The organism is Comamonas testosteroni, assembly GCF_000761245.1.
GTDB lineage: Bacteria > Pseudomonadota > Gammaproteobacteria > Burkholderiales > Burkholderiaceae_C > Comamonas > Comamonas testosteroni_C.
This window is the reverse complement of the sequence record NZ_AWOR01000068.1, coordinates 105,615-125,774: the sequence shown is the minus strand read 5'-3', so window position 1 is coordinate 125,774 and position 20,160 is coordinate 105,615. Positions and strand designations below refer to the sequence as shown.

Here is a 20,160-nt window from a genome sequence, read left to right as displayed (position 1 = left end):
TGGCGCAGCAGGCGGTGCCCGGACCCGACCCCGACCCCGACCCCGACCCCGACCCCGACCGATAAATACAAGGAGACACCCATGATGAGCAAGCAAGCACAGCCCACCTATCCTCGCAACACCTGGTATGTAGCTGCCACTGCGGCCGAAGTCACGGACAAGCCGCTGGGGCGCCAGATCTGCGGTGAGCGCATGGTTTTCTATCGTGCACTGGAGGGCAAGATGGCTGCCGTCGAGGACTTCTGCCCGCATCGCGGCGCACCGCTGTCGCTGGGCCGCGTCTGCGAAGGCAAGCTGGTCTGCGGCTATCACGGGCTGGAGATGGGCTGCGACGGCAAGACGGTTGCCATGCCCGGTCAGCGCGTGCGCGGCTTTCCTGCCATCAAGAGCTACCCGGTGGAAGAGCGTTACGGCTTTGTCTGGGTCTGGCCGGGTGACAAGGATGAGGCCGATGCAGCGCTGATCCCGGATCTGCCATGGCATGACAACCCCGAGTGGGCCTATGACGGCGGCCTGTTCCACATCAAGGCCGACTATCGCCTGATGATCGACAACCTCATGGACCTGACCCATGAGACCTATGTGCATGCCAGCAGCATCGGCCAAGCGGAGATCGACGAGACGCCCTGCAAGACCGAGGTCATCGGCGACAGCGAGGTGGTCACCAGCCGCTTCATGGAGAACATCGAGGCGCCTCCGTTCTGGAAGATGGCATTGCGCAGCAATGGTCTGGCCGATGAAGTGCCTGTGGACCGCTGGCAGGTCTGCCGCTTCACCCCTCCCAGCCATGTGCTGATCGAGGTCGGTGTGGCACATGCCGGCAAGGGCGGCTATGACGCCGCGGACGAGCACAAGGTCTACAGCATGGTGGTGGACTTCATCACTCCAGAGACCGATGGCAGCATGTGGTACTTCTGGGGCATGGCGCGCAAGTTCAATCCTGGCGATGCATCGGTGACGGCGGCCATCAAGCAGGGCCAGCACAAGATCTTCAGTGAAGACCTGGAGATGCTGGAGCTGCAGCAGCGCAATCTTGAGGACTATCCTCAGCGTCAGCTGCTCAAGCTCAATATCGATGCCGGCGGCGTGCAGTCGCGCAAGATCATCGAGCGCCTGATCGACCAGGAGAAAAACGAGTCGGGCGTTGCGGCGCTGGCTTGAGCGGCTGCAGGCAGGGGCAGATCATGTCTGTAGATGGAGTAATCTTGCAGCTCCTCGAATCGGAGTCAGCGATGTCCATCGGCAGCGCTGCCCTTGCTACGCTGCTGCATGGAATCGCCCACCACACCCAACCCGCTTTCCCTGGATCTCTACGACCAGCCAGGTCATCTGATTCGACGAGCCCAGCAGATTGCTGCGCTGCTGTTTCGAGAAGTGCTGGGCCCCGATGTGACGCCGGTTCAGTACGCCATCCTGCGCATGCTGCAAGAGTCTCCCGGCATCGATCAGGTGACGCTGGCGCGTCTTGTCGCACTGGACAACTCGACCACGGCCGATATCGCTGCGCGGCTGGAAAGCAAGGGCTGGATTCATCGCGAGCTGCTGCCAAGGCGTCAGCGCCGCTTGAGTCTGAGCACCGAGGGCGAAGCCATGCTGGCCGCATTTGTGCCCAATGTCTACGAGCTACAGCAGCGCATGCTCTCCGCGCTGGAGCCCGAGGAGCAGGCGGAGTTCAAGCGTCTGCTGCGCAAGTTCGTGCAGTTGCACGACAGCGCTGAAACCGGCGAGCAAGCGGCGATCAACGGCTAGCAGCTCGTTCTGGCGCGGCGTCTTCACCACGATCACGCCGGCCAGCGCCGGCAGTGAACCGGCACGACTAGGGAATCCACTTGTGCTGGATCAAGAGTTCATTCAGTAAACTGAATGTGATTCAGTATGCTGAATGAATGATAAAAAACAAGGAGACAACGATGGAACAGGATTTGCGCGCGCATCTGGACCAGCGGCCCATGACGACCTTCCAATGGTCGGTCATCGCGGTATGCATGGCCCTGAACATGATCGATGGTTTTGACGTGCTGGTGATGGCTTTCACGGCTTCGGCGGTGTCGGCGCACTGGAAGCTCAGCGGCTCGGAGCTGGGCTTTTTGCTCAGTGCCGGGCTTTTCGGCATGGCGGCCGGTTCGCTGCTGCTGGCGCCCATGGCCGACAAGCTGGGGCGCCGTCCCCTGATCCTGCTGTGCCTGGCCGTGTCCGGGCTGGGCATGCTGGCGTCGGCCTGGAGCCAGACGCCCACGCAGCTTGCGGTGCTGCGCGTGATCACGGGCCTGGGCGTGGGGGGCATTCTGGCTTGCAGCAATGTGATTGCCAGCGAATATGCCTCGCTGCGCTGGCGCAGTCTGGCCGTCACGCTGCAATCGACCGGCTATGCGCTGGGCGCGACCATCGGCGGCAGCATTGCGGTCTGGCTGCTGGCCCACCATGGCTGGCGTTCCGTCTTCATGTTCGGCGGCTTTTCCACGCTGGCGGTGCTGGTTCTGGCCTGGTTTGTCTTGCCGGAGTCAATGGACTTTTTGCTGGTCAAGCGGCCCGCCAATGCGCTGCAGCGTCTCAATGCACTGATCCACAAGATGGGCCTGCCCGCACTGGGCTCCCTGCCTCAGTCCGTGGTCGCAGGCAGCGGTGAAAGCAAGCGCATGGGTCCTTTGCAGCTGCTGTCTCCCCAACTGCTGCGCCCCACCTTGCTGGTCTGGCTGTCCTTCTTCTCGGTGATGTTCGGCTTTTATTTCGTGATGAGCTGGACGCCCAAGCTGCTGGCAGCCTCGGGCCTGACGCCCGAGCAGGGCGTGACCACGGGCGTGCTGCTGAGCCTGGGCGGCATTCTGGGCGCGACCTTGCTGGGTCTGCTGGCGGCGCGCTTTGCGATTCACCGTGCGCTGGCGGTCTTCATGCTGGTGACGGCAGTGCTGCTGTGCTTTCTGGTGGGCAGCTCCGGTGCGCTGTGGATGTCGTACACGCTGGCCTTCCTGATCGGCGTGTTTGTGAATGCCTGCGTGGCCGGCCTCTATGCGATTGCGCCGGTGGTCTACGGCAGCGATGTGCGCGCCACCGGTGTGGGCTGGGGCATCGGCATCGGCCGCATCGGTGCAATTGTGTCGCCGCTGGTGGCCGGCGGCCTGCTGGATGCGGCCTGGTCGCCCGATCAGCTGTACCTGGGTTATGGCATGGCGTTTGTCCTGGCTGCCGTCATCGTGTCCCTGCACCGCATTGCCGGCCCGCAGGCCGCGCACAGGCGCACCGCGTCCGAAACAGTGGCCGCTCATTGAGCAGGGAGACTTCGATGAACCAGATTTCTCAAACCATGAGCGCAGCCATGCCGGCCTTTGCGCTGGATCAATGGTATGTGGCAGGCTTTGCCTGGGAGCTCAAGGACCAGCCGGTGGCGCGCACCTTGCTGGGTCAGCCGGTGGTGCTGTTTCGCACGCAAGATGGCCGCGTTGCGGCGCTTGAGGATCGCTGCTGCCACCGCGAGTTGCCGCTGTCCTGCGGCACGGTGGAAGCTGCGGGTCTGCGTTGTGGCTACCATGGTCTGCTCTTCAGCCATGAGGGGCAGTGCCTCGAAATACCGGGCCAGGAACGGATTCCAGCCAAGGCCTGCGTGAAATCCTTCGATCTGCGCGAGCGCGACCAGATTCTCTGGATCTGGATGGGCGCGACGCCGGATTCCGTGCCGGGCACGGAGCCGCCGGCCTATGCCGTGCACAGCGACCCGCAATATCGTTTTGGCGGCGGCGTCTACCACTACGACGCTCCGTATCAGCTGATTCACGACAATCTGCTGGATCTGAGCCATCTGGGCTATGTGCACCTCAAGACCATCGGCGGCAACGCCCGCGTGCATATGAACGCGGATCTCAAGGTCAGCCAGGACGGGGACAGCGTGAAGGTGGTGCGCTGGATGCCGGATTCGGACCCTCCACCTACTTATGCACAGGCCTGGCCTTTTCAGGGCCGCATCGATCGCTGGCAGGAAGTGGAGTTCCACCCCTCGCATGTGCGTATCTGGACCGGTGCCATGGATGCCGGCCAGGACAGGCTGGACAACCCGGCGCGCGAAGGATTTCATATGCGCGGCTTTCACGGCGTGACGCCGGAGACGGAGACCAGCGCGCATTACTTCTGGACGATCGCGACCAATCCGCATCCGCAGATGCTGGACACGACACAGCTGGTGATCGATCAGACGGCGGCCACCTTTGAGGAAGACAAGGTGGTCATCGAAGCCCAGTTCCGCAACCAGCAACGCTTTGGTTCACGCTCCGTGGTGGATATCCACGTGGATGTGGGGCCCAACCGTGCGCGGCGCGTGATCGAGCGTTTGCGCCAGGCCGGCGCGCAAGCCTCAAAGGCGCAGGCCTAGCGACGCACAAGCAAAAGAGAAGTACCCGAGATGAAGACTGAAACCACGTTCGAGGTGCGCATTGCGCACAAGCAGGAGCAGGCGGCTGGCATCTGCAGCCTGGAGTTGCGGGCTCTGGAAGGCAGCAGCCTGGCGCCGTTCAGTGCGGGTGCGCACATCGATGTGCACCTGCCCGGAGGGCTGGTGCGCCAGTACTCGCTGAGCAACGATCCGGCAGAGCTGGATCGCTATGTGATTGCCGTGCTGCGCGAGCCCGCTTCGCGCGGTGGCTCGGCGGCCGTGCACGAGCAGCTGCAGGCCGGCCAGCAGATCACCATCAGCCTGCCGCGCAACCATTTCGAGCTGCATGCGCCGGCCCGCAAGCACCTGCTGCTGGCAGGCGGCATAGGCATCACGCCGATTCTGGCGATGGCGCGCAAGCTGGCGAGCGACGGTGCGGATTTCGCACTGCACTACTGCGGCCGCTCGCGCGAGCGCATGGCGTTTGCCCAGGCCATCGAGGCGGCGCAATGGGCTGACAAGGCGCAGATCCATGTGGATGACGTGAATGGAAAGTCGTCGCTGGGATTGAGCGAATTGCTGCAGCAAAGAGAGCAGGGGCAGCATCTGTATGTGTGCGGGCCCAAGGGCTTCATGGACGCCGTGCTCGACACGGCGCGAGCGGCGGGCTGGCCTGCCGAGCAGCTGCACTACGAGTTCTTTGCCGCCGAAGTGGAGCACCGCGACGACGACGAGAGCTTCGAGGTGGAAGTCGCCAGCAGCGGCCAGGTGGTGCGCGTCACGCCGGCGCAGACCGTGGTGCAGGCGCTGGAGTCCATCGGCGTCTGCGTGCAGACCTCGTGCGAGCAGGGCGTCTGCGGCACCTGCCTGACGCGCGTCATCTCGGGTCAGCCCGATCACCGCGATATGTATCTGACGGAAGACGAGCAGGCAGCCAACGACCAGTTCCTGCCCTGCTGCTCGCGCGCCAGGTCGGGTCGCCTGGTGCTGGATCTGTGAGCAGCGGATCGGGCAGGCTTTGACCATGCGCGGGCAGGGCTGGCGCAGCCTGCTCAAAATAGGCGTTTTCCATGAAAGCGCCGCGTTCCCGCCATGAAGCCTGCCCTGCTAGTTCTGAACCTCCAGGTCCCCGCCCATCTGCAGCAGATGGAGCAGACCTTTGCCGACTTTGATGTGATCTATGCGCCCGAGGTCGATCAGGCCGAGGCCGCAATCGCCGCCCACGGCGCACGCGTGCAATGCGTGTGCACGATTGGTGCGACGGGCCTGTCGGCCGCGCAGATGCAGCGCATGCCGCGGCTGTCGCTGGTCTGCGCCATGGGCGCGGGCTACGAGAACATCGACGTGGCCTATGCGAAGGCGCACGGGATTGCCGTCGGCAACGGCGTGGGGACGAACGACGACTGCGTGGCCGACCACGCCATGGGTCTGCTGATCGCCGCGGTGCGCGGCCTCGTCAAGCTGGACAAGGCCACGCGTGCCGGCATCTGGCGCTCGGCCCTGCCGCTGCCGGCCAATGTCTCGGGCAAGCGCCTGGGCATCGTGGGACTGGGCCAGATCGGCGCCAAGATCGCCAGGCGCGCGGCCGCGTTCGACATGCCCGTCGGCTATCACAACCGCAAGCCGCGCGAGGGAGTCGAGCACCAGTACTTCGACGATCTGCTGGCGCTGGCCACCTGGGCCGATGTGCTGTTGGTGGCCACGCCGGGAGGCACTGGCACCCGCCATCTGATCAATGCCGAGGTGCTCGATGCGCTGGGCGAAAAAGGCGTGCTGGTGAATATCGCGCGCGGCTCGGTGGTCGATACCACAGCGCTGGCCGACGCCGTGCGCACAGGCCGTCTGGCCGGTGCCGGGCTGGATGTCTACGAAAGCGAGCCGCAGCCGCCGCAGGAACTCATCGATCTGGACGCCGTGGTGCTGACGCCCCATGTGGGCGGCTGGTCGCCCGAGGCGGTGCAGAACTCGGTGGATCGCTTCATCGCCAATATGCGCTGCCATCTGGATGGCAAGCCCTTGGTTTCGCCCATTTGAGTGCTATTGAATTGAAAGCTGCTTGCGCTTGATATTGTTGTATTTCAATACGATATAGCATTGAAAATCCCTTATATCAAGCGCTTGTAGCTTTGATATTCATAGCAAAAAAATCCCCACCACGGCAAGCCGTGCGGGGATTTTTACTATCTGCGGCGCCATGAAACTGGCGCGGACCAAACCAGTGACACCAAGCAAGGGCCGCCCCGCAGCGAGGGTGTCGTCCCCCTCCCGAAGAGAGAGGGGGAAGCCGCGGGGCCGCCTAGGCGTAGCGGCTCAGGGGGAGCTTATTTCTGGCTGGCAGCAATGGCCTTTTCGGCCTTGTCGACCAGCGGTGCGCCGATCTGGCTCTTCCACTTGTCGTAGACGGGGCGCGTGGCCTTGACAAAGGCTTCGCGCTCGGCCGCGTTAGGCGTGGTCACGGTCACGCCCAGGCCGGCCAGGTCCTTGAGCAAGGGCTTGTCGGCCTCGATCAGGCCCTTGCGTGCAATGGCGATTTCTTCCTTGGCGGCATCCAGCGCGGCCTGCTTGACGATGGCCTGGTCGGCAGGCGTCCAGCTGGCCCACACGTCCTTGTTGACGACGAAGATCAGCGGGTCGTTCATATAGCCCCACATGGTCAGATGCTTCTGGCCCACCGATTGCAGCTTGGCCGCCATGTACACGCCGATGGGGTTCTCCTGGCCGTCCACGGCGCCGCTGGCCATGGCGGGCTGGGCATCGGCCCAGCTCATCTGCGTGGGGTTGGCACCCAGTGCCGTGAAAGTGTCCAGGAACAGGGGCGAGCCCACGACGCGGATCTTCATGCCCTTGAGGTCGGCAGGCGTCTTGATGGCGTGCTTGGAGTTGGAGATTTCGCGGTAGCCGTTCTCACCCCAGGCCAGAGGCACCACACCGCCTTTTTCCAGGGTCTTGAAGATTTCCTGGCCCACTTCGCCCTGGGTCACGGCATCCACGGCCTTGAAGTTGGGGAAGAGAAAGGGCATGGAGAACAGGTTCAGCGACTTGACCTGGGGCGACCAGTTGATGGTCGAGCCCACCGCCATGTCGATCACGCCCTGGCGCAGCGCGGAGAACTCGCGCGTCTGGTCGCCCTGGACCAGCGAGGTGCCGGGGTAGAGCTTGATGTTGATGCGGCCCTGGGTGCGCTCGCGCACCTTGTCGGCCCACAACTCGCCGCCCTTGCCCCAGGGGAAGGCCGTGCCCAGCACCAGGGACATGCGGTATTCGCTCTTGTACTTGGTCTGTGCCATGGCCATGGGCGATGCAAAGGCCAAAGCGGCGGCCGTGGCCACGGCGGATGCGAGGAAGGTACGAAGTTTCATTTGGTTTGTCTCCCTTTTAGAAACGAAAAAATGCTTTGCTTGTTGGATGCATTGCACATGGAATAAGCACGGCCCATTTCAGCGGACACCGCGCAAGGGCCGAAGCTGGCCGCGCCGCCCCGCAGCGCTGGTGTCGTCCCCCTCCCGCGAAGCGAGAGAGGGGGGAAGTGGTGGGGCCGCCTAGGCATAGCCGCTCAGGAGATCAATAGCCAAGTCTGGCGGGCAGCCAGAGCGCCAGCTGCGGGAAGGCAATGACCAGAATCATCACGGCGAACATCGACAGCAGCATCCAGCCCACCCAGCGCACAGTGGACTCCATGCGCACGCCTGCAATGCGGCAGCTGACCATCAGGTTCACGGCCAGCGGCGGCGTGAACTGGCCCAGTGCCACCTTGAGCGTGAGGATCACGCCAAACCAGACGGGATCCCACTGGTAGTGATTCATGATGGGCAGCAGCAGCGGCACAAAGATCAGGAAGATCGAGATGCCGTCCAGGAACATGCCCACGGTGATCAGCAGCAGGATCAGCAGGCCCAGCACGCCGTATTCGCCGAGACCGGAATTCACGATGGCATTGGCCACCGGATCGATCACGCCCAGGGTGGACAGCGAGAAGGCAAAAATGCCGGCCAGCGACACCACCAGCAGGATCACGGCCGACAGCTCGCCCGCTTCGCGCAGAATCGGGAACAGGTCGCGCACGCCGATGGTGCGGTGAATCACCATGCCGACGAACAGCCCGTAGAACACGGCGACCACGGCGGCTTCGGTGGGGGTGAACCAGCCCATGCGCATGCCGCCCAGGATCAGCACCGGAGCGGCCAGGCCCCAGGAGGCCTCGCGCAGGCTCTTCCAGAACGGCGGGCGGGGCATGGAGGCTTCGAGCGCACCCATCTTGTGCTTGCGCGACATCCACACGGCGGGAATGATGAGCGCGATACCCGCCAGCACGCCGGGAATCATGCCGGCCGCGAACAGGGCGGGCACCGAAGCGCCGGGCACCAGTACCGAGTAGATGATGAAGGCCACCGAAGGCGGAATCAGGATGTCCGTCGCTGCGGCCGCTCCGACCACACTGGCCGAGAAGCTCTTGGGGTAGCCCGCGCGGCTCATGGCGGCAATCATCACGCCGCCCACGGCCGCCGCATTGGCCGGCCCGGAGCCGGAGATGCCGCCCAGGAACATGGCCACGGCGATCGCCACCAGTGGCAGCATGCCGGGGCCGCGGCCCACGATGGACACGGCAAAGTTCACCAGGCGCAGGGCAACGCCCGAGCGATCGAAGATGGAGCCCACCAGCACGAACATGGGAATGGCCAGCAGCGGATATTTGCCCAGCCCGGCATAGAAGTTCTGCGGCACGGCCAGCAGGCCGAACCACTGCGTATCGGCATTGGCAAGAGCAATCGCCGCCGCCCCGGCCAGGCCGAGGGCCGCGCCTATGGGCACGCCAATGAACATCAGGCCCAGAAAGGCCACGAACAGCAAGGTGGCGATCATGCGATCTCCTTGCTGTGGTCTTTTTCCACGGGCTCGTCAGGGAAGGCGCCGGGCCTGCCCTGGCGGATGAACAGGCCGATGGCGCGCACGGTGATCAGTGCCGAGACCACGGGCAGCCAGATCGAATACCACCACTGGGGCAGGCCGATGCCGGGCGAGGTTTCCTCGAAACGGAAGTCGTCCCAGACCACGCGCACGCTGAGCACGGCAATGATGGCAAACAGCAGCGCCACCATCAGCGAGCCGAACCGGGCCAGAGCCTTGCGGCGCTGGACGGAGCCGCTGTCCGAGAAAAACTCGATGCGGATATGCTGATTGCGGGCCACGGCGGCAGAGCCTGCGACCAGGGCCAGCAAAATCATCAGAAAGACGGAAATTTCCTCGGTCCAGGCGAAGGAGGAGTTGGTGAAGTAGCGCACCAGCACATTGGCAAACGTGATCAGGGCCAGAGCGGCCATGATGATCACGGTCAGCCAGTCTTCAATGCGCAGGGAGCGAGGCTCGTCCGGGCGCGCGCCGGCATCGGCTGCACCATCGGTCTCGGGAGGAGTGGAGGACATGAACGCGGAAAGTCAGAAAAACACACAGGAGTCAGGGCAGCTCGCCTGAATGGCGTGATCCGCGCGCACTCGATGAGAATGCCCTTATGTTCACGACTTACGCAAAACGGGTTCAGGCAAGACGATTGCCTCAGGAGGCAGGCCGTTGTTGCATTCTTGTTTGCGTAAGTCCTTATGTTGTTCCTTGACCTTCACGGCGTTGTGCGCCGGGATGGCTTGGAGCGAGTAGACACACCGGATAGATGTGAACAAATATTATCAAGGTATCTATGTCGCAGGGCTTACGTCCGGCGACAGGCATTACCCTAGGATCTGGCGACCAAGGCATGGCTCATCGTCGAGTCTGTGATTTGTCCCGTTTACTAGCCAACAAGGATTACCTCCGTTGCACAGCTTTGGTGCAGGGCAGCGGATAATGAGAGTCTATGGAAACCAAATGGCTTGAAGATTTTGTCAGCCTTGCTGAAACCCGCAGTTTCAGCCGCTCGGCCCAGCTGCGCCACGTTACGCAGCCTGCGTTCTCGCGCCGTATCCAGGCGCTGGAGGCCTGGGCGGGAACCGATCTGGTCGACAGAAGCTCGTATCCGACGCGCCTGACGCCAGCGGGCAAGACCATGTACGAGCAGGCGCTGGAGATACTGCAGTCCTTGCAGAGCACCCGAACCATGTTGCGTGCCCACGTCAGTGCGGGCAAGGGCATGGTGGGCTTTGCCGTTCCGCATACCTTGGCGTTCACATTCTTCCCGAACTGGGTTTCGGCCGTGCACGAGAAGTTCGGCCCCTTCCGCAGCCGTCTGTTCGCCCTCAATGTGCATGATGCGGTGATGCGCCTCGTGGAAGGCGGCTGCGATCTGCTGATCGCCTACTACCACTCTTCCCAGCCCTTCCAGCTGGACCCTTCGCGCTATGAGATGGTGAGCCTGGGGCATGAGGTGCTGGCTCCCTACTCCAAGCCGGACGAGAACGGCAATCCCATCTTCGTCCTGCCCGGCCGCCAGGGTCAGCCGCTGCCATATCTGGGCTATGCCGCTGGTGCCTATCTGGGTCGGGTGACGGAGCTGATCCTCAAGGAGGCGGCCGAGGCCGTGCATCTGGAGCGTGTCTATGAAACCGATATGGCCGAAGGCCTCAAGGCCATGGCGCTGGAAGGTCATGGCGTGGCTTTTCTGCCCTACAGCGCAGTACGCGGCGATCTGGAGTCCGGTCGACTGGTGCGTGCAGTGCCGGAAGGCGTGACCGGTTTTCAGATGGACATGGAAGTGCGGGCCTATCGGGAAAAACCCACGGGCGATGCCCCTCAGGGAGGAGCTGCCGCGCTCTGGAACTTCCTCAAGGAGCAGGGCGAGATTGCGGGTGGCGAGGTCAAGGCTGTGTAACCTGATCGAGTGTTGCTTTTCTTCCAAAAGGGCCAGTTGGCCCTTTTTTTGCTTGTGTGACCTGCTTGTCGTGATTTCAGGCGTTTTACTGGTGAAAACCCTAATGTTATGCATCGGGTTAATACTGAATATGCAAGTTGCGCATAAGGATTTTTGCCATCGGCATTGGCTTGTGAAATCACGAAAGCATTAGAGTTCGCAGCTTGCACAAAAAGAGGTGCTGCTTTGCAACACAAGAATGAGGCGGTAAGTAGGTGGTTGCCTTCCTGAATTACCTACGGGAAAAGTCTTAGAAATGATTGCATTTCAGCCATCTTCATGACTGCACAATGTGTGCAGTACATTTGTTAACGCAACCTGTCCACCCTCACAAAGGGCGATGCGTTAAGGAGTGGCAAGCGTTTTTGGTCCTCACCAATAGGAGATCCGTATGAAGAAGCATTTGTTGGCCATCGCCGTAACCGCACTGGCAACTGGCACCGTGTTTGCCCAGGCCAATGACACCTTGGCCAAGATCAAGTCCAGCGGCAGCGTCACTCTGGGCGTGCGTGAATCGTCCGGCCTGGGCTATACGCTGGGCAATGGCAAATATGTAGGCTTCCATACCGAAATGGGTGAGCGCATTCTCAAGGACATCCAGAAGCAACTGGGCCTGACAGCGCTGGAAGTGAAGTACCAGCCCGTGACCTCGCAAAACCGTATTCCTCTGGTGCAGAACGGCACCGTGGACATCGAGTGCGGCTCCACCACCAACAACACGGCTCGCCAAAAGGATGCAGCCTTCGCCTTCACCACCTATGTGGAAGAAGTGCGTATTGCCACCCGTGCCAACTCCGGCATCACCGGCATCAAGGATCTGAACGGCAAGACCATCGTGACCACGACGGGTACGACTTCCGTGCAGACCCTGCGCAAGAACAAGCGCGCTGACGGCCTGACCTTCAAGGAAGTCATGGGCAAGGACCACGCCGACAGCTTCCTGATGCTGGAAACCGGCCGCGCCGATGCCTTCATCATGGACGGCTCCATCCTGGCCGCCAATATTTCCAAGTCCAAGTCTCCCAGCGAGTACAAGATCGTGGGTGAAGTGCTGTCGGTGGAACCCATTGCCTGCATGATGCGCAAGGACGATCCCGCCTTCAAGAAGGCTGTGGACGAATCCATCGTGCGTCAGATCAAGGATGGTTCTCTGACCAAGCTGTACGACAAGTGGTTCCTGCAGCCCATTCCTCCCAACAACGTGAAGGTGGGTCTGCCACTGTCGGCAGCGACCAAGGATGCGTGGGCTCACCCCAACGACAAGCCCATGGAAGCTTACGAAGTCAAGTAATCCCGCCTATAGGTGTACCGCCCCTTCTGCCAAGCGGTTAGAAGGGGCTTTTTTGTTGCGAGGGCCGGTGTGAGCGTTTGCCCTCATAAACCAAGAATGAAAGAGGTGCTCGTATGAGTTGGGATTGGCAGGTGTTCTGTCAGGACACCATTACCCAAGAGGTCGGGCAGAGTTGTTTTGGCAAGAACGGTGACATCACCTATCTGGATTGGATGATGTCTGCCTGGGGCTGGACCGTGTCGGTGGCATTGCTGTCGCTGGTCATCGCTCTGGTGTTGGGCGCAGCCATCGGTACCTTGCGTACCTTGCCTGATCGTCCGTGGATAGTGCGCCTGGGCAATGCCTGGGTGGAGTTGTTCCGCAATATTCCGTTGCTGGTCCAGGTGTTCATCTGGTACCACGTGGTTCCGGCCATCTTCCCTGCAATGAAGTCCCTGCCGGGCTTTGTGCTGGTGGTGTTTGCGATCGGTTTCTTCACCTCTGCCCGTATCGCCGAGCAGGTGCGCTCCGGTATTCAGGCTCTGCCGCGGGGCCAGCGGTACGCAGGCATGGCCGTGGGGTTCACGACCTTCCAGACCTACCGCTATGTGCTGTTGCCGATGGCGTTTCGCATCATCATTCCGCCGCTGACCAGCGAGGCCATGAACGTGTTCAAGAACTCGTCCGTGGCGTTTGCCGTGTCCGTGGCCGAGTTGACCATGTTCGCCATGCAGGCCCAGGAAGAGACTGCACGCGGCGTCGAAATTTATATGGCTGTGACAGGTCTGTATGTGATTTCTGCCTTCATCATCAACCGCATCATGGCCTTCATCGAGAAGCGTTCTCGCGTGCCCGGCCTGATTGCAGCCAGCGGTGGAGGCCACTGATATGAATCTCAACCTCGACTGGTCGTTTTTCTCGTGGGACCTGTTCAGCAACTTTGTGCTGAAGGGGCTGTATTTCAGCGTGTCCCTGACCGTGATCGCCACGCTGGGCGGCATCTTCTTCGGCACCTTGCTGGCGCTGATGCGCCTGTCGGGCAAGAAGTGGCTGGACCTGCCTGCCACCATCTATGTCAACGGCATGCGCTCCATCCCGCTGGTGATGGTGATTCTGTGGTTCTTCCTGCTGATGCCCATGCTTATCGGCAAGCCCATCGGTGCGGAGACTTCGGCCATCATCACCTTTGTGGCGTTCGAAGCCGCATATTTCTCTGAAATCATGCGCGCCGGCATTCAGTCCATTCCACGTGGACAGGTGTTTGCCGGCCAGGCGCTGGGCATGACCTATGGTCAGAACATGCGTCTGGTGGTGCTGCCTCAGGCCTTCCGCAACATGCTGCCCGTGCTGCTGACCCAGACCATCATCCTGTTTCAGGATACCTCGCTGGTCTATGCGATCGGTGCCTACGACATGCTCAAGGGCTTCGAAATTGCCGGCAAGAACTTCGGCCGACCCATCGAATCCTATCTGGCGGCTGCCGTGACCTATTTTGTGATCTGCTTTGCACTGTCTTGGTTCGTCAAGCGTCTGCACAAGAAGATCGCCATTATTCGATGAAACACCCCCTGAGTCGCTTTGCGCCCTCCCCCCTCAAGGGGGACGACGGCCTCGGCTGCGGGGCGGCCCTTGCTGGCCGTCCCTGGCCTGACCGAGCCCGTTGCAGGCGCTGCGATGGATCACTGACAAAAGTCGGAGTGAAAAATGATTGAACTCAAGAACGTTTCCAAGTGGTACGGCAGCTTTCAGGTGCTGTCCGATTGCTCCACCAATATCAACAAGGGCGAGGTGGTGGTGGTGTGCGGCCCTTCGGGCTCCGGCAAGTCCACGCTGATCAAGACCATCAATGCACTGGAGCCTTTCCAGAAGGGCGAGATCTTTGTGGACGGCACGGCAGTGCACGATCCCAAGACCAATCTGCCCAAGCTGCGCAGCCGCGTGGGCATGGTGTTCCAGCACTTTGAGCTGTTCCCCCACCTGTCGGTGACGGAGAACCTGACCATCGCACAGATGAAGGTGCTGGGCCGCAGTGCTGCCGACGCCAAGACCCGTGGCCTCAAGATGCTGGACCGTGTGGGCCTGACCGCTCACAAGGACAAGTTCCCCGGCCAGCTCTCCGGTGGTCAGCAGCAGCGCGTGGCCATTGCGCGCGCTCTGTCGATGGATCCCATCGTCATGCTGTTTGACGAACCCACTTCGGCGCTGGATCCTGAAATGGTCGGCGAAGTGCTGGACGTGATGATGGGCCTGGCCCATGAAGGCATGACCATGATGTGCGTGACCCACGAAATGGGATTTGCGCGCAAGGTGGCCAGCCGTGTGATCTTCATGGACGTGGGCGGCAAGATTCTGGAAGACTGCAGCAAGGACGAGTTCTTCGGTCATCCCGAAAACCGCCAGCCGCGTACCAAGGAATTCCTCAACAAGATCCTGCAGCATTGATGCTGCTGCCCTCTGGGCCCAAGGCGCTCCTCGTGAGCGCCTTTTTTCATGGTTCGGCCATGAGGGTTTGAATAAAAGATGAGCTTACATCGCTTGTCAATCAACAAATATGGATATGAAAGTATTCAGATTTATTGGCTCGTGAGCGATGACAGCTCCTGTTTTCTAGCATGAGCTTGCCTGCATCAGACAGCGGCTGGCCGGTGCGCGCTAGTCGAGCTGCACGCCGGTTTCCTTGACCAGCTGGCTCCAGTCGTCCAGGTCCTGGCGCAGGGTCTGGGTGAATTGCTGAGGCGTGGTCAGCGGCAGGTCCGAGAAGTTGAGCTCGCGCATGCGCTGAATCAGGGCCGGGTCGCGCAGCGCGCGCAGCACCTGTTCGTTGAGCCGCGCGACGATGGCCGGCGGGGTCTTGGCCGGCGCGAAGATGCCGTACCACGAGTAGTTCTTGAATGGGTAGCCGGCCTCGGCCATGGAGGGCACCTCGGGCAGGGACGGCAGCCGCTGCGTGCTGTGCGCCAGCGCCTTCACGCGGCCGGCCTTGACCAGTTCCACGGTGGTGGCGGTGTCGCCGAAGCCCGCATCCACCTGCCCGCCCATGATGTCCTGCACGCAGGGGCCGGAGCCCTTGTAGGGAACGTGGGTCATGGTGATCCCGGCCTGCTTCTTCAGGCTTTCCATGGTCAGGTGGCCGCCCGAGCCCAGGCCCCAGGAGCAGTAGTTGAGCGTGTCGGGATGGGCCTTGGCATAGCTCACGAATTCCTGCAGCGTGTTGACGGGCAGGTCCTTTCTGACCAGCAGCAGATTGCCGGCGCGCCCGATCTGTGCGATGGGGGCGAAGTCCCTGAGCGGGTCGTAGGGCAGCTTGCGGTAGAGGCTGGGGTTGACCGCCATGGTGGCCGCGTAGGTGAACAGCAGGCGGTAGCCGTCGGCCGGGCCCTTGGCCACGGATTCGACGCCGATGATGCCGTTGGCGCCGGGGCGGTTGTCCACCACGAAGGGCTGCTTCAAGGCCTTGCCCAGCGCGTCGGCGAACAGGCGGGCAATGGTGTCGGTGCCGCCGGCGGCCGCCGTGGGCACGACCAGGGTCACGGGCCGGCTGGGGTAGCCGGCGGCGCCTTGTGCATTGGCGGTGCCGCAGGTGGCGGAGGCCAGCGCTGCGGCGAGGGCCAGGCAGCGGCGCAGGTGGTGCGGTTGAGGGTGCATGGATGTCTCCTGGATGGCGGGCGTGCTAGCGGATGCCGAAGCGGCCCTGCGTGCCTTGCTCGATCATGTCGGCGCTGACCTTGTAGAGATTGCGCGATACGTAGCTGGCGACCTGGGCCGCGCGCTCGCGCAGCCAGGCTGCCTTGAGGGCACGCGCCTGGATGAGTTCGGGCGCGTCGCCATGGGCGGTGGCCAGCAGGTCGACGACGTGCAGGGCCAGCTGCCACTGGCCGGCGTCGGCCAGGGCCCGGGCGCTGGCGATGACGGCGGGCTTGTCGGTGATGGCCCGGGCCACGGCGGCGCCCACGGCCTCGGGCGGCTCGGGGTGCAGGGTGGTGGGATTGCGGTCCCACCAGCCGTTTTCCGAGCGGTAGATGTCGCGCACGATGTAGCTGGGGTCGCCATAGGTGGGCTTCATCCAGGGCACGCCGAACAGCTCCTCGGGGTAGTGCATCCGGGCCAGCACCTGCTGCTCGCCCAGGCCCTGGTTCATGAGGCTGACCACTTCGGCGCGCAGCCAGCGCAGCGCGCGGGCCGTGTGGGTGAGCACCTTCTGCACTTCGGCCTCGCCCTCGATCACGGGGCCGAATTCGCGCACGGCGATGCGCGGATCGAGCGCGGCCAGGGCTTCGAGCGTGCCGGCCCAGCGCACGGTGTCGCGCAGCGTGCGAAACGGAGTTCCGATGTTGGGAATGGAGTCCAGCAGCGCCGCGCCGCCGTAGATCACGCGCTGCGCGGGGCTCCACAGGGCGATGGCGTCGTCGGTCTCGGACGGAGCCCACAGCAGTTCGATGCGCTGCTCGCCGCTGCCTATGACCAGGCGCTGGTCAAAGGTTTCGGTGGGCTCGTGCATGGCCAGCCGGCGCTCGAAGAAGCCGGGCGAGCGGTTGAACTGCACTTCGGCCATGCGGTGCTGCAGGGCCTGCGTCTCGCGGTAGCGTGCGTGGCGGCGCAGCACGTTGCGGTGGGCGATGAGGCGAGGCGCGGGCTCGCCCCGCTGGCGTGCATGCTCCAGCCACTGGGACACGCCGGCGTTGTAGCCGATGTGGCCATGGCTGTAGCACAGCGCATGCACGGGGGCGTCGCTGAGCGCGCGCAGGCTGTCGATCATGCCCTGGGTGACGGAGCCGCCGGGGCCGGCGTCCACGACCACCAGGCCAGCGTCCGTCTCGGCCACGAAGGACTGGCCCTGGCCGCGCAGTATGTGCAGGCCCGGGGCCACGGTTTCGCTGCCCGTGCCCACGAGCAGGAAGGGCTTGTCGTCGTCTTTGCTGTCCATGTCAGGTCTCCTGTTCATCGTTCAGGCGCTGCAGCGGCGGCAGTGCGTAGCGCCCGTTCAGCATGTCGGTGCGCGGCAGATAGGCGCGCAGGCAGAGGTAGAAGCGGCCTTCGGGCGCGGGCAGCCAGTTGGCGCGCGCGGCTTCACTGTGCGGCGCGGCGTGCTGTATGTGCAGGCTCAGGCCGCCGTCGGCGTCGCGGCGCAGGCCGGTGCTGCGGTCGCCTATGGCGTAGCGGTCCAGCGGGTTGTCCACCAGCATGTAGCTGCGCGCGTCGTACAGGGTGATGGACCAGAACGCGTCCACGGGCGGCAGGGCCCCGGGCGCAAAGCGCAGGCGGTAGCGCGCGCCGCCATCCAGGGGCTGGCCCCGGGCATCGGTTCAGGCCATGGGGTAGACGGCTTCGCGCCCGTCCAGCATGCCTATGTACTTGAGCGCCACCTGGGCGCGGGTGATGTAGTCGTCGCCGAAGCTGTCCATCACCAGCGGCGGCACGATCCAGCCTGAGGCCTGGCTCGCGCCGGACTGTGCGCTGCGCAGCTGCGGCAGCACGGCGTCCAGCGCCTGCTGCAGGACCAGGGTCTGGTCCTCGTTCGGCCCGGTGCAGCCGCTGCCCAGGCCCACGGCCGCAAAGCGCTCCACCAGTTTGCGCTGCGCAGCGGGCGGCGGATTCTCCCGCAGCGCGGCGTTGACCTGGGCGGCGAAGTGGGCGGCCGTGGCCGGGGCCTGCGGGTCGCAGTCCGGCGCAAAGGCCCGGGGCGCGGGCGCGACTGCCGCCTGCCCGGCCTGCCAGTCGGCCAGCGGGGCCACGCTGAAGCCGTCCTGCAGCGCATGCACGATCGCCAGGTCCCGGGGGCCGTCCACGAGGATGCGGCCAATGATCCATAGCCAGCGCGTGGGCGCCTGGATGTGGGCGCCGGGCGCATCGAAGCCCGCGGGCAGCGCGCCGCTCCAGTCCGGCGGCGTGACCAGGAAGGAGCGCGCCTGGGTGCCGGTCAGGCGCGGGCCTATGTGGGCGAAGGGATTGGTGTAGAAGTCCAGCAGGCCCAGCACGTAGTAACGCCCCGCGGTGTCGGGCACGTCGATGACAAGCGGTCCGGCGCCCAGGTCCAGCCAGGCATTGGTGTAGAGCGTGTCGTTGTTGGGGGTGACCACGCGGCTGGTGCCGGCGCGCAGCAGCTGGCGCGCGTGGGTGAAGAGGTTGCACCAGCGCATGCCTTCGGGCGCGGCATGGCCCGCCTCGGTGCGCCGGGGCGAGGTGGCCGCGCGCATGCGGCGCATCTCGTACAGCGGGTAGGCCCAGGTCACGGCCTGCTCGGCCAGGGCCTGCAGTTCGGCGGCCGTTGCGGTGGCGGTCATGGCGGTCATGCGTGCACCGCCTGTGCCTGCAGGGCGGGAATGCGCCAGCTCTGCACGCCGTCGCGCGGGTAGTACATGCGCAGTATCAGGTAGAAGCGCCCGGCGGGCGAGGGCAGCCAGTTGGCCGCATTGGCGGGGCGCTCGTGGCCGATCTGTATCTCCAGGCTGCCGTCGGCGCCGAACTGGAGCCCGGGCGTGCGGTCGCCGATGGCGTGGCGGCGGATGTCGTTGGGGTAGAGAAAGCGGTCGCTGTCATACAGCGTCACGGACCAGAAGGCATCGGCCGGCGGCAGGTCGCCCGCTTCGAAGCGCATCACATAGCGCTGCTGGCCGTTGAGTGGCTCGAGGCCGGCGTCGTAATGCGAGGCGCAGTAGATGGCCTCGGTGGTGGCCAGCGCGCCCAGGCCCAGGTAGGCGGTGCGGGCGCGGATCAGGAAGTGGCTGCCGTAGCGGCCGGTATTGGTCGTCATGGTCCACGGCCGGGGACGGCGGTTGCTGCCCATGGCCGCCACGGTCTGCACGCCGTCGGCAAAGCCTTCGATGAGGCCGGCGCGCGTGGGCTCGTCCAGCGCCTCCCAGGAAAAAGGCACGCCGGGCACCAGGCCGGCCTGGCCCAACCAGGCGACCAGGCCGCGGTCCTCGATGCGGCCTGGCGCCTCGGCCAGCGCCTGGCAGAGATTGGTGAAAAAGCGCGGCGCTACCTGCTGCGCGGGCTCGCCGTTCTCGAAGGCGGCGGCCATGGCGTCCACGGGCTCGCCGCACCAGTGCGCGATGGCGGCGGGGCGTCCCTGAGGCACGGTGCCGGGCGCGGGCTCCAGACGTATCTCCGACTGCAGCGCGCGTGCCGCGGGCCAGTCGCGCTCGTCGCCCGCGAGGATGCGGCCTATCAGCCAGACAAGGTGGGAGGGGCAGTGCACCGCGCGCAGATGGGACATCGATGCCGGCACCTGGCCACCGGGGCCGAGCAGGAGCACGGTCTCGCCTTCGGGATTGCAGTTGCGCGGACCCAGGTTCTCGAAGTTCTCGGTATAGGCGTCGTACAGCGGCAGCACGAAGTAGCGCCCCGTATGGCGGGCCGAGGACGGAATGGTCAGCAGCATGGGGCCGCCTTCCAGGTTCAGCCAGGCCATGGAATACAGCAGGTCGTTGGCCGGAGTGACCACGTCGCGGTCCTCGTGGGTGGAAGGGCGCGGCGCATGGTGCAGCGTATTCATGGGAGCGCGCACATCCGAGCCGGCCGAGCTGCCGGGGCGCAGCCGTGCCTGCTCGGCGGTCTGCAGGGCGCAGGTGCGGTAGGTCTCGGTGAGCGGGTAGCCGTAGACGAAGGCGGCCTGGCCTATGGAGCGGGCCAGGGCCTGGCGCGTCTGCAGCAGGGGCGTGGTGGACTGGGGCATGGAATCTACCTTTGCAAAAG

The 20,160-nt window shown here is 63.9% G+C and carries 17 protein-coding genes and 1 pseudogene; 11 read left to right on the top strand and 7 right to left on the bottom strand.

Features of this window, described 5'->3' with window-relative positions:
• Positions 1-84 precede the first annotated feature (84 nt).
• The 6 genes from P353_RS19515 (at position 85) to P353_RS19490 (ending at position 6,394) form a co-directional block, all read left to right on the top strand.
• On the top strand, positions 85-1,161 hold the full coding sequence (locus P353_RS19515; protein ID WP_034374108.1) for an aromatic ring-hydroxylating oxygenase subunit alpha: 1,077 nt from the start codon (positions 85-87) through the stop codon (positions 1,159-1,161).
• A 108-nt stretch (positions 1,162-1,269) separates the two neighbouring features.
• On the top strand, positions 1,270-1,749 hold the full coding sequence (locus P353_RS19510; protein WP_034373304.1) for a MarR family winged helix-turn-helix transcriptional regulator: 480 nt from the start codon (positions 1,270-1,272) through the stop codon (positions 1,747-1,749).
• A 161-nt stretch (positions 1,750-1,910) separates the two neighbouring features.
• Positions 1,911-3,266 carry an MFS transporter gene (locus tag P353_RS19505; RefSeq protein WP_034373300.1) on the top strand — a complete coding sequence of 452 codons (1,356 nt, stop codon included), beginning with the start codon at positions 1,911-1,913 and terminating at the stop codon, positions 3,264-3,266.
• Positions 3,267-3,280: 14 nt separating this feature from the next.
• Positions 3,281-4,360: a Rieske 2Fe-2S domain-containing protein gene (locus P353_RS19500; RefSeq protein ID WP_034373297.1), complete on the top strand. Its 1,080-nt coding sequence runs from the start codon at positions 3,281-3,283 to the stop codon at positions 4,358-4,360.
• Positions 4,361-4,390: 30 nt separating this feature from the next.
• Positions 4,391-5,359, top strand: a complete 969-nt coding sequence (locus tag P353_RS19495) for a PDR/VanB family oxidoreductase (protein ID WP_034373295.1) — start codon at positions 4,391-4,393, stop codon at positions 5,357-5,359.
• A 93-nt stretch (positions 5,360-5,452) separates the two neighbouring features.
• Entirely contained in the window at positions 5,453-6,394 is a 942-nt protein-coding gene (locus tag P353_RS19490; RefSeq protein ID WP_034373293.1) for a 2-hydroxyacid dehydrogenase, read from the top strand.
• Positions 6,395-6,681: 287 nt separating this feature from the next.
• On the opposite strand, the gene P353_RS19485 is transcribed toward P353_RS19490, so the two are convergent.
• From P353_RS19485 to P353_RS19475, 3 genes are all read right to left on the bottom strand, one after another.
• A complete protein-coding gene (locus P353_RS19485; RefSeq protein WP_034373292.1) occupies positions 6,682-7,719 on the bottom strand; it encodes a DctP family TRAP transporter solute-binding subunit in 1,038 nt (345 codons plus the stop codon).
• A 202-nt stretch (positions 7,720-7,921) separates the two neighbouring features.
• Positions 7,922-9,220, bottom strand: coding sequence for a TRAP transporter large permease (locus P353_RS19480; RefSeq protein ID WP_034373289.1), 1,299 nt, complete (start codon positions 9,218-9,220; stop codon positions 7,922-7,924).
• The gene (locus P353_RS19475; RefSeq protein WP_034373286.1) at positions 9,217-9,780 is read right to left on the bottom strand and encodes a TRAP transporter small permease; all 564 of its coding nucleotides are present in this window, start codon (positions 9,778-9,780) and stop codon (positions 9,217-9,219) included. Before P353_RS19475 ends, P353_RS19480 begins: the two co-directional genes overlap by 4 nt.
• 425 nt (positions 9,781-10,205) lie before the next feature.
• Here P353_RS19475 and P353_RS19470 point away from each other — a divergent pair, with 425 nt between their 5' ends.
• The 5 genes from P353_RS19470 to P353_RS19450 all read left to right on the top strand — a co-directional run bounded on the left by P353_RS19470 (position 10,206) and on the right by P353_RS19450 (position 14,907).
• Positions 10,206-11,156 (top strand): LysR family transcriptional regulator, encoded by a 951-nt coding sequence (locus tag P353_RS19470; RefSeq protein ID WP_003081255.1) that lies wholly within the window; start codon positions 10,206-10,208, stop codon positions 11,154-11,156.
• Positions 11,157-11,586: 430 nt separating this feature from the next.
• A complete protein-coding gene (locus tag P353_RS19465; protein WP_034373283.1) occupies positions 11,587-12,486 on the top strand; it encodes a transporter substrate-binding domain-containing protein in 900 nt (299 codons plus the stop codon).
• A 113-nt stretch (positions 12,487-12,599) separates the two neighbouring features.
• A complete protein-coding gene (locus P353_RS19460) occupies positions 12,600-13,352 on the top strand; it encodes an amino acid ABC transporter permease (RefSeq protein ID WP_034373280.1) in 753 nt (250 codons plus the stop codon).
• 1 nt (position 13,353) lies between these two features.
• Entirely contained in the window at positions 13,354-14,025 is a 672-nt protein-coding gene (locus P353_RS19455) for an amino acid ABC transporter permease (protein WP_003068096.1), read from the top strand.
• A gap of 144 nt (positions 14,026-14,169) precedes the next feature.
• Positions 14,170-14,907, top strand: a complete 738-nt coding sequence (locus P353_RS19450; RefSeq protein ID WP_034373277.1) for an amino acid ABC transporter ATP-binding protein — start codon at positions 14,170-14,172, stop codon at positions 14,905-14,907.
• 210 nt (positions 14,908-15,117) lie between these two features.
• On the opposite strand, the gene P353_RS19445 is transcribed toward P353_RS19450, so the two are convergent.
• The 4 genes and pseudogenes from P353_RS19445 to P353_RS19430 form a co-directional block, all read right to left on the bottom strand.
• Positions 15,118-16,110 (bottom strand): Bug family tripartite tricarboxylate transporter substrate binding protein, encoded by a 993-nt coding sequence (locus tag P353_RS19445; protein WP_034373274.1) that lies wholly within the window; start codon positions 16,108-16,110, stop codon positions 15,118-15,120.
• A 25-nt stretch (positions 16,111-16,135) separates the two neighbouring features.
• Entirely contained in the window at positions 16,136-17,389 is a 1,254-nt protein-coding gene (locus P353_RS19440; RefSeq protein WP_034373271.1) for an alkyl sulfatase dimerization domain-containing protein, read from the bottom strand.
• A gap of 1 nt (position 17,390) precedes the next feature.
• Positions 17,391-18,755: pseudogene (locus P353_RS19435) on the bottom strand (DUF1254 domain-containing protein).
• On the bottom strand, positions 18,752-20,140 hold the full coding sequence (locus tag P353_RS19430; RefSeq protein ID WP_034373267.1) for a DUF1254 domain-containing protein: 1,389 nt from the start codon (positions 20,138-20,140) through the stop codon (positions 18,752-18,754). Before P353_RS19430 ends, P353_RS19435 begins: the two are co-directional and overlap by 4 nt.
• Between the last annotated feature and the right edge of the window lie 20 nt (positions 20,141-20,160).

What these genes read in the sequence shown, in the direction of transcription:
- P353_RS19475 (WP_034373286.1), bottom strand. Translation starts at nt 9,780, where the DNA reads ATGTCCTCCACTCCTCCCGAGACCGATGGTGCAGCCGATGCCGGCGCG.
- P353_RS19450 (WP_034373277.1), top strand. Translation starts at nt 14,170, where the DNA reads ATGATTGAACTCAAGAACGTTTCCAAGTGGTACGGCAGCTTTCAGGTG.
- P353_RS19465 (WP_034373283.1), top strand. Translation starts at nt 11,587, where the DNA reads ATGAAGAAGCATTTGTTGGCCATCGCCGTAACCGCACTGGCAACTGGC.
- P353_RS19515 (WP_034374108.1), top strand. Translation starts at nt 85, where the DNA reads ATGAGCAAGCAAGCACAGCCCACCTATCCTCGCAACACCTGGTATGTA.
- P353_RS19510 (WP_034373304.1), top strand. Translation starts at nt 1,270, where the DNA reads ATGGAATCGCCCACCACACCCAACCCGCTTTCCCTGGATCTCTACGAC.
- P353_RS19505 (WP_034373300.1), top strand. Translation starts at nt 1,911, where the DNA reads ATGGAACAGGATTTGCGCGCGCATCTGGACCAGCGGCCCATGACGACC.
- P353_RS19460 (WP_034373280.1), top strand. Translation starts at nt 12,600, where the DNA reads ATGAGTTGGGATTGGCAGGTGTTCTGTCAGGACACCATTACCCAAGAG.
- P353_RS19500 (WP_034373297.1), top strand. Translation starts at nt 3,281, where the DNA reads ATGAACCAGATTTCTCAAACCATGAGCGCAGCCATGCCGGCCTTTGCG.
- P353_RS19445 (WP_034373274.1), bottom strand. Translation starts at nt 16,110, where the DNA reads ATGCACCCTCAACCGCACCACCTGCGCCGCTGCCTGGCCCTCGCCGCA.
- P353_RS19495 (WP_034373295.1), top strand. Translation starts at nt 4,391, where the DNA reads ATGAAGACTGAAACCACGTTCGAGGTGCGCATTGCGCACAAGCAGGAG.
- P353_RS19480 (WP_034373289.1), bottom strand. Translation starts at nt 9,220, where the DNA reads ATGATCGCCACCTTGCTGTTCGTGGCCTTTCTGGGCCTGATGTTCATT.
- P353_RS19430 (WP_034373267.1), bottom strand. Translation starts at nt 20,140, where the DNA reads ATGCCCCAGTCCACCACGCCCCTGCTGCAGACGCGCCAGGCCCTGGCC.
- P353_RS19440 (WP_034373271.1), bottom strand. Translation starts at nt 17,389, where the DNA reads ATGGACAGCAAAGACGACGACAAGCCCTTCCTGCTCGTGGGCACGGGC.
- P353_RS19485 (WP_034373292.1), bottom strand. Translation starts at nt 7,719, where the DNA reads ATGAAACTTCGTACCTTCCTCGCATCCGCCGTGGCCACGGCCGCCGCT.
- P353_RS19455 (WP_003068096.1), top strand. Translation starts at nt 13,354, where the DNA reads ATGAATCTCAACCTCGACTGGTCGTTTTTCTCGTGGGACCTGTTCAGC.
- P353_RS19470 (WP_003081255.1), top strand. Translation starts at nt 10,206, where the DNA reads ATGGAAACCAAATGGCTTGAAGATTTTGTCAGCCTTGCTGAAACCCGC.
- P353_RS19490 (WP_034373293.1), top strand. Translation starts at nt 5,453, where the DNA reads ATGAAGCCTGCCCTGCTAGTTCTGAACCTCCAGGTCCCCGCCCATCTG.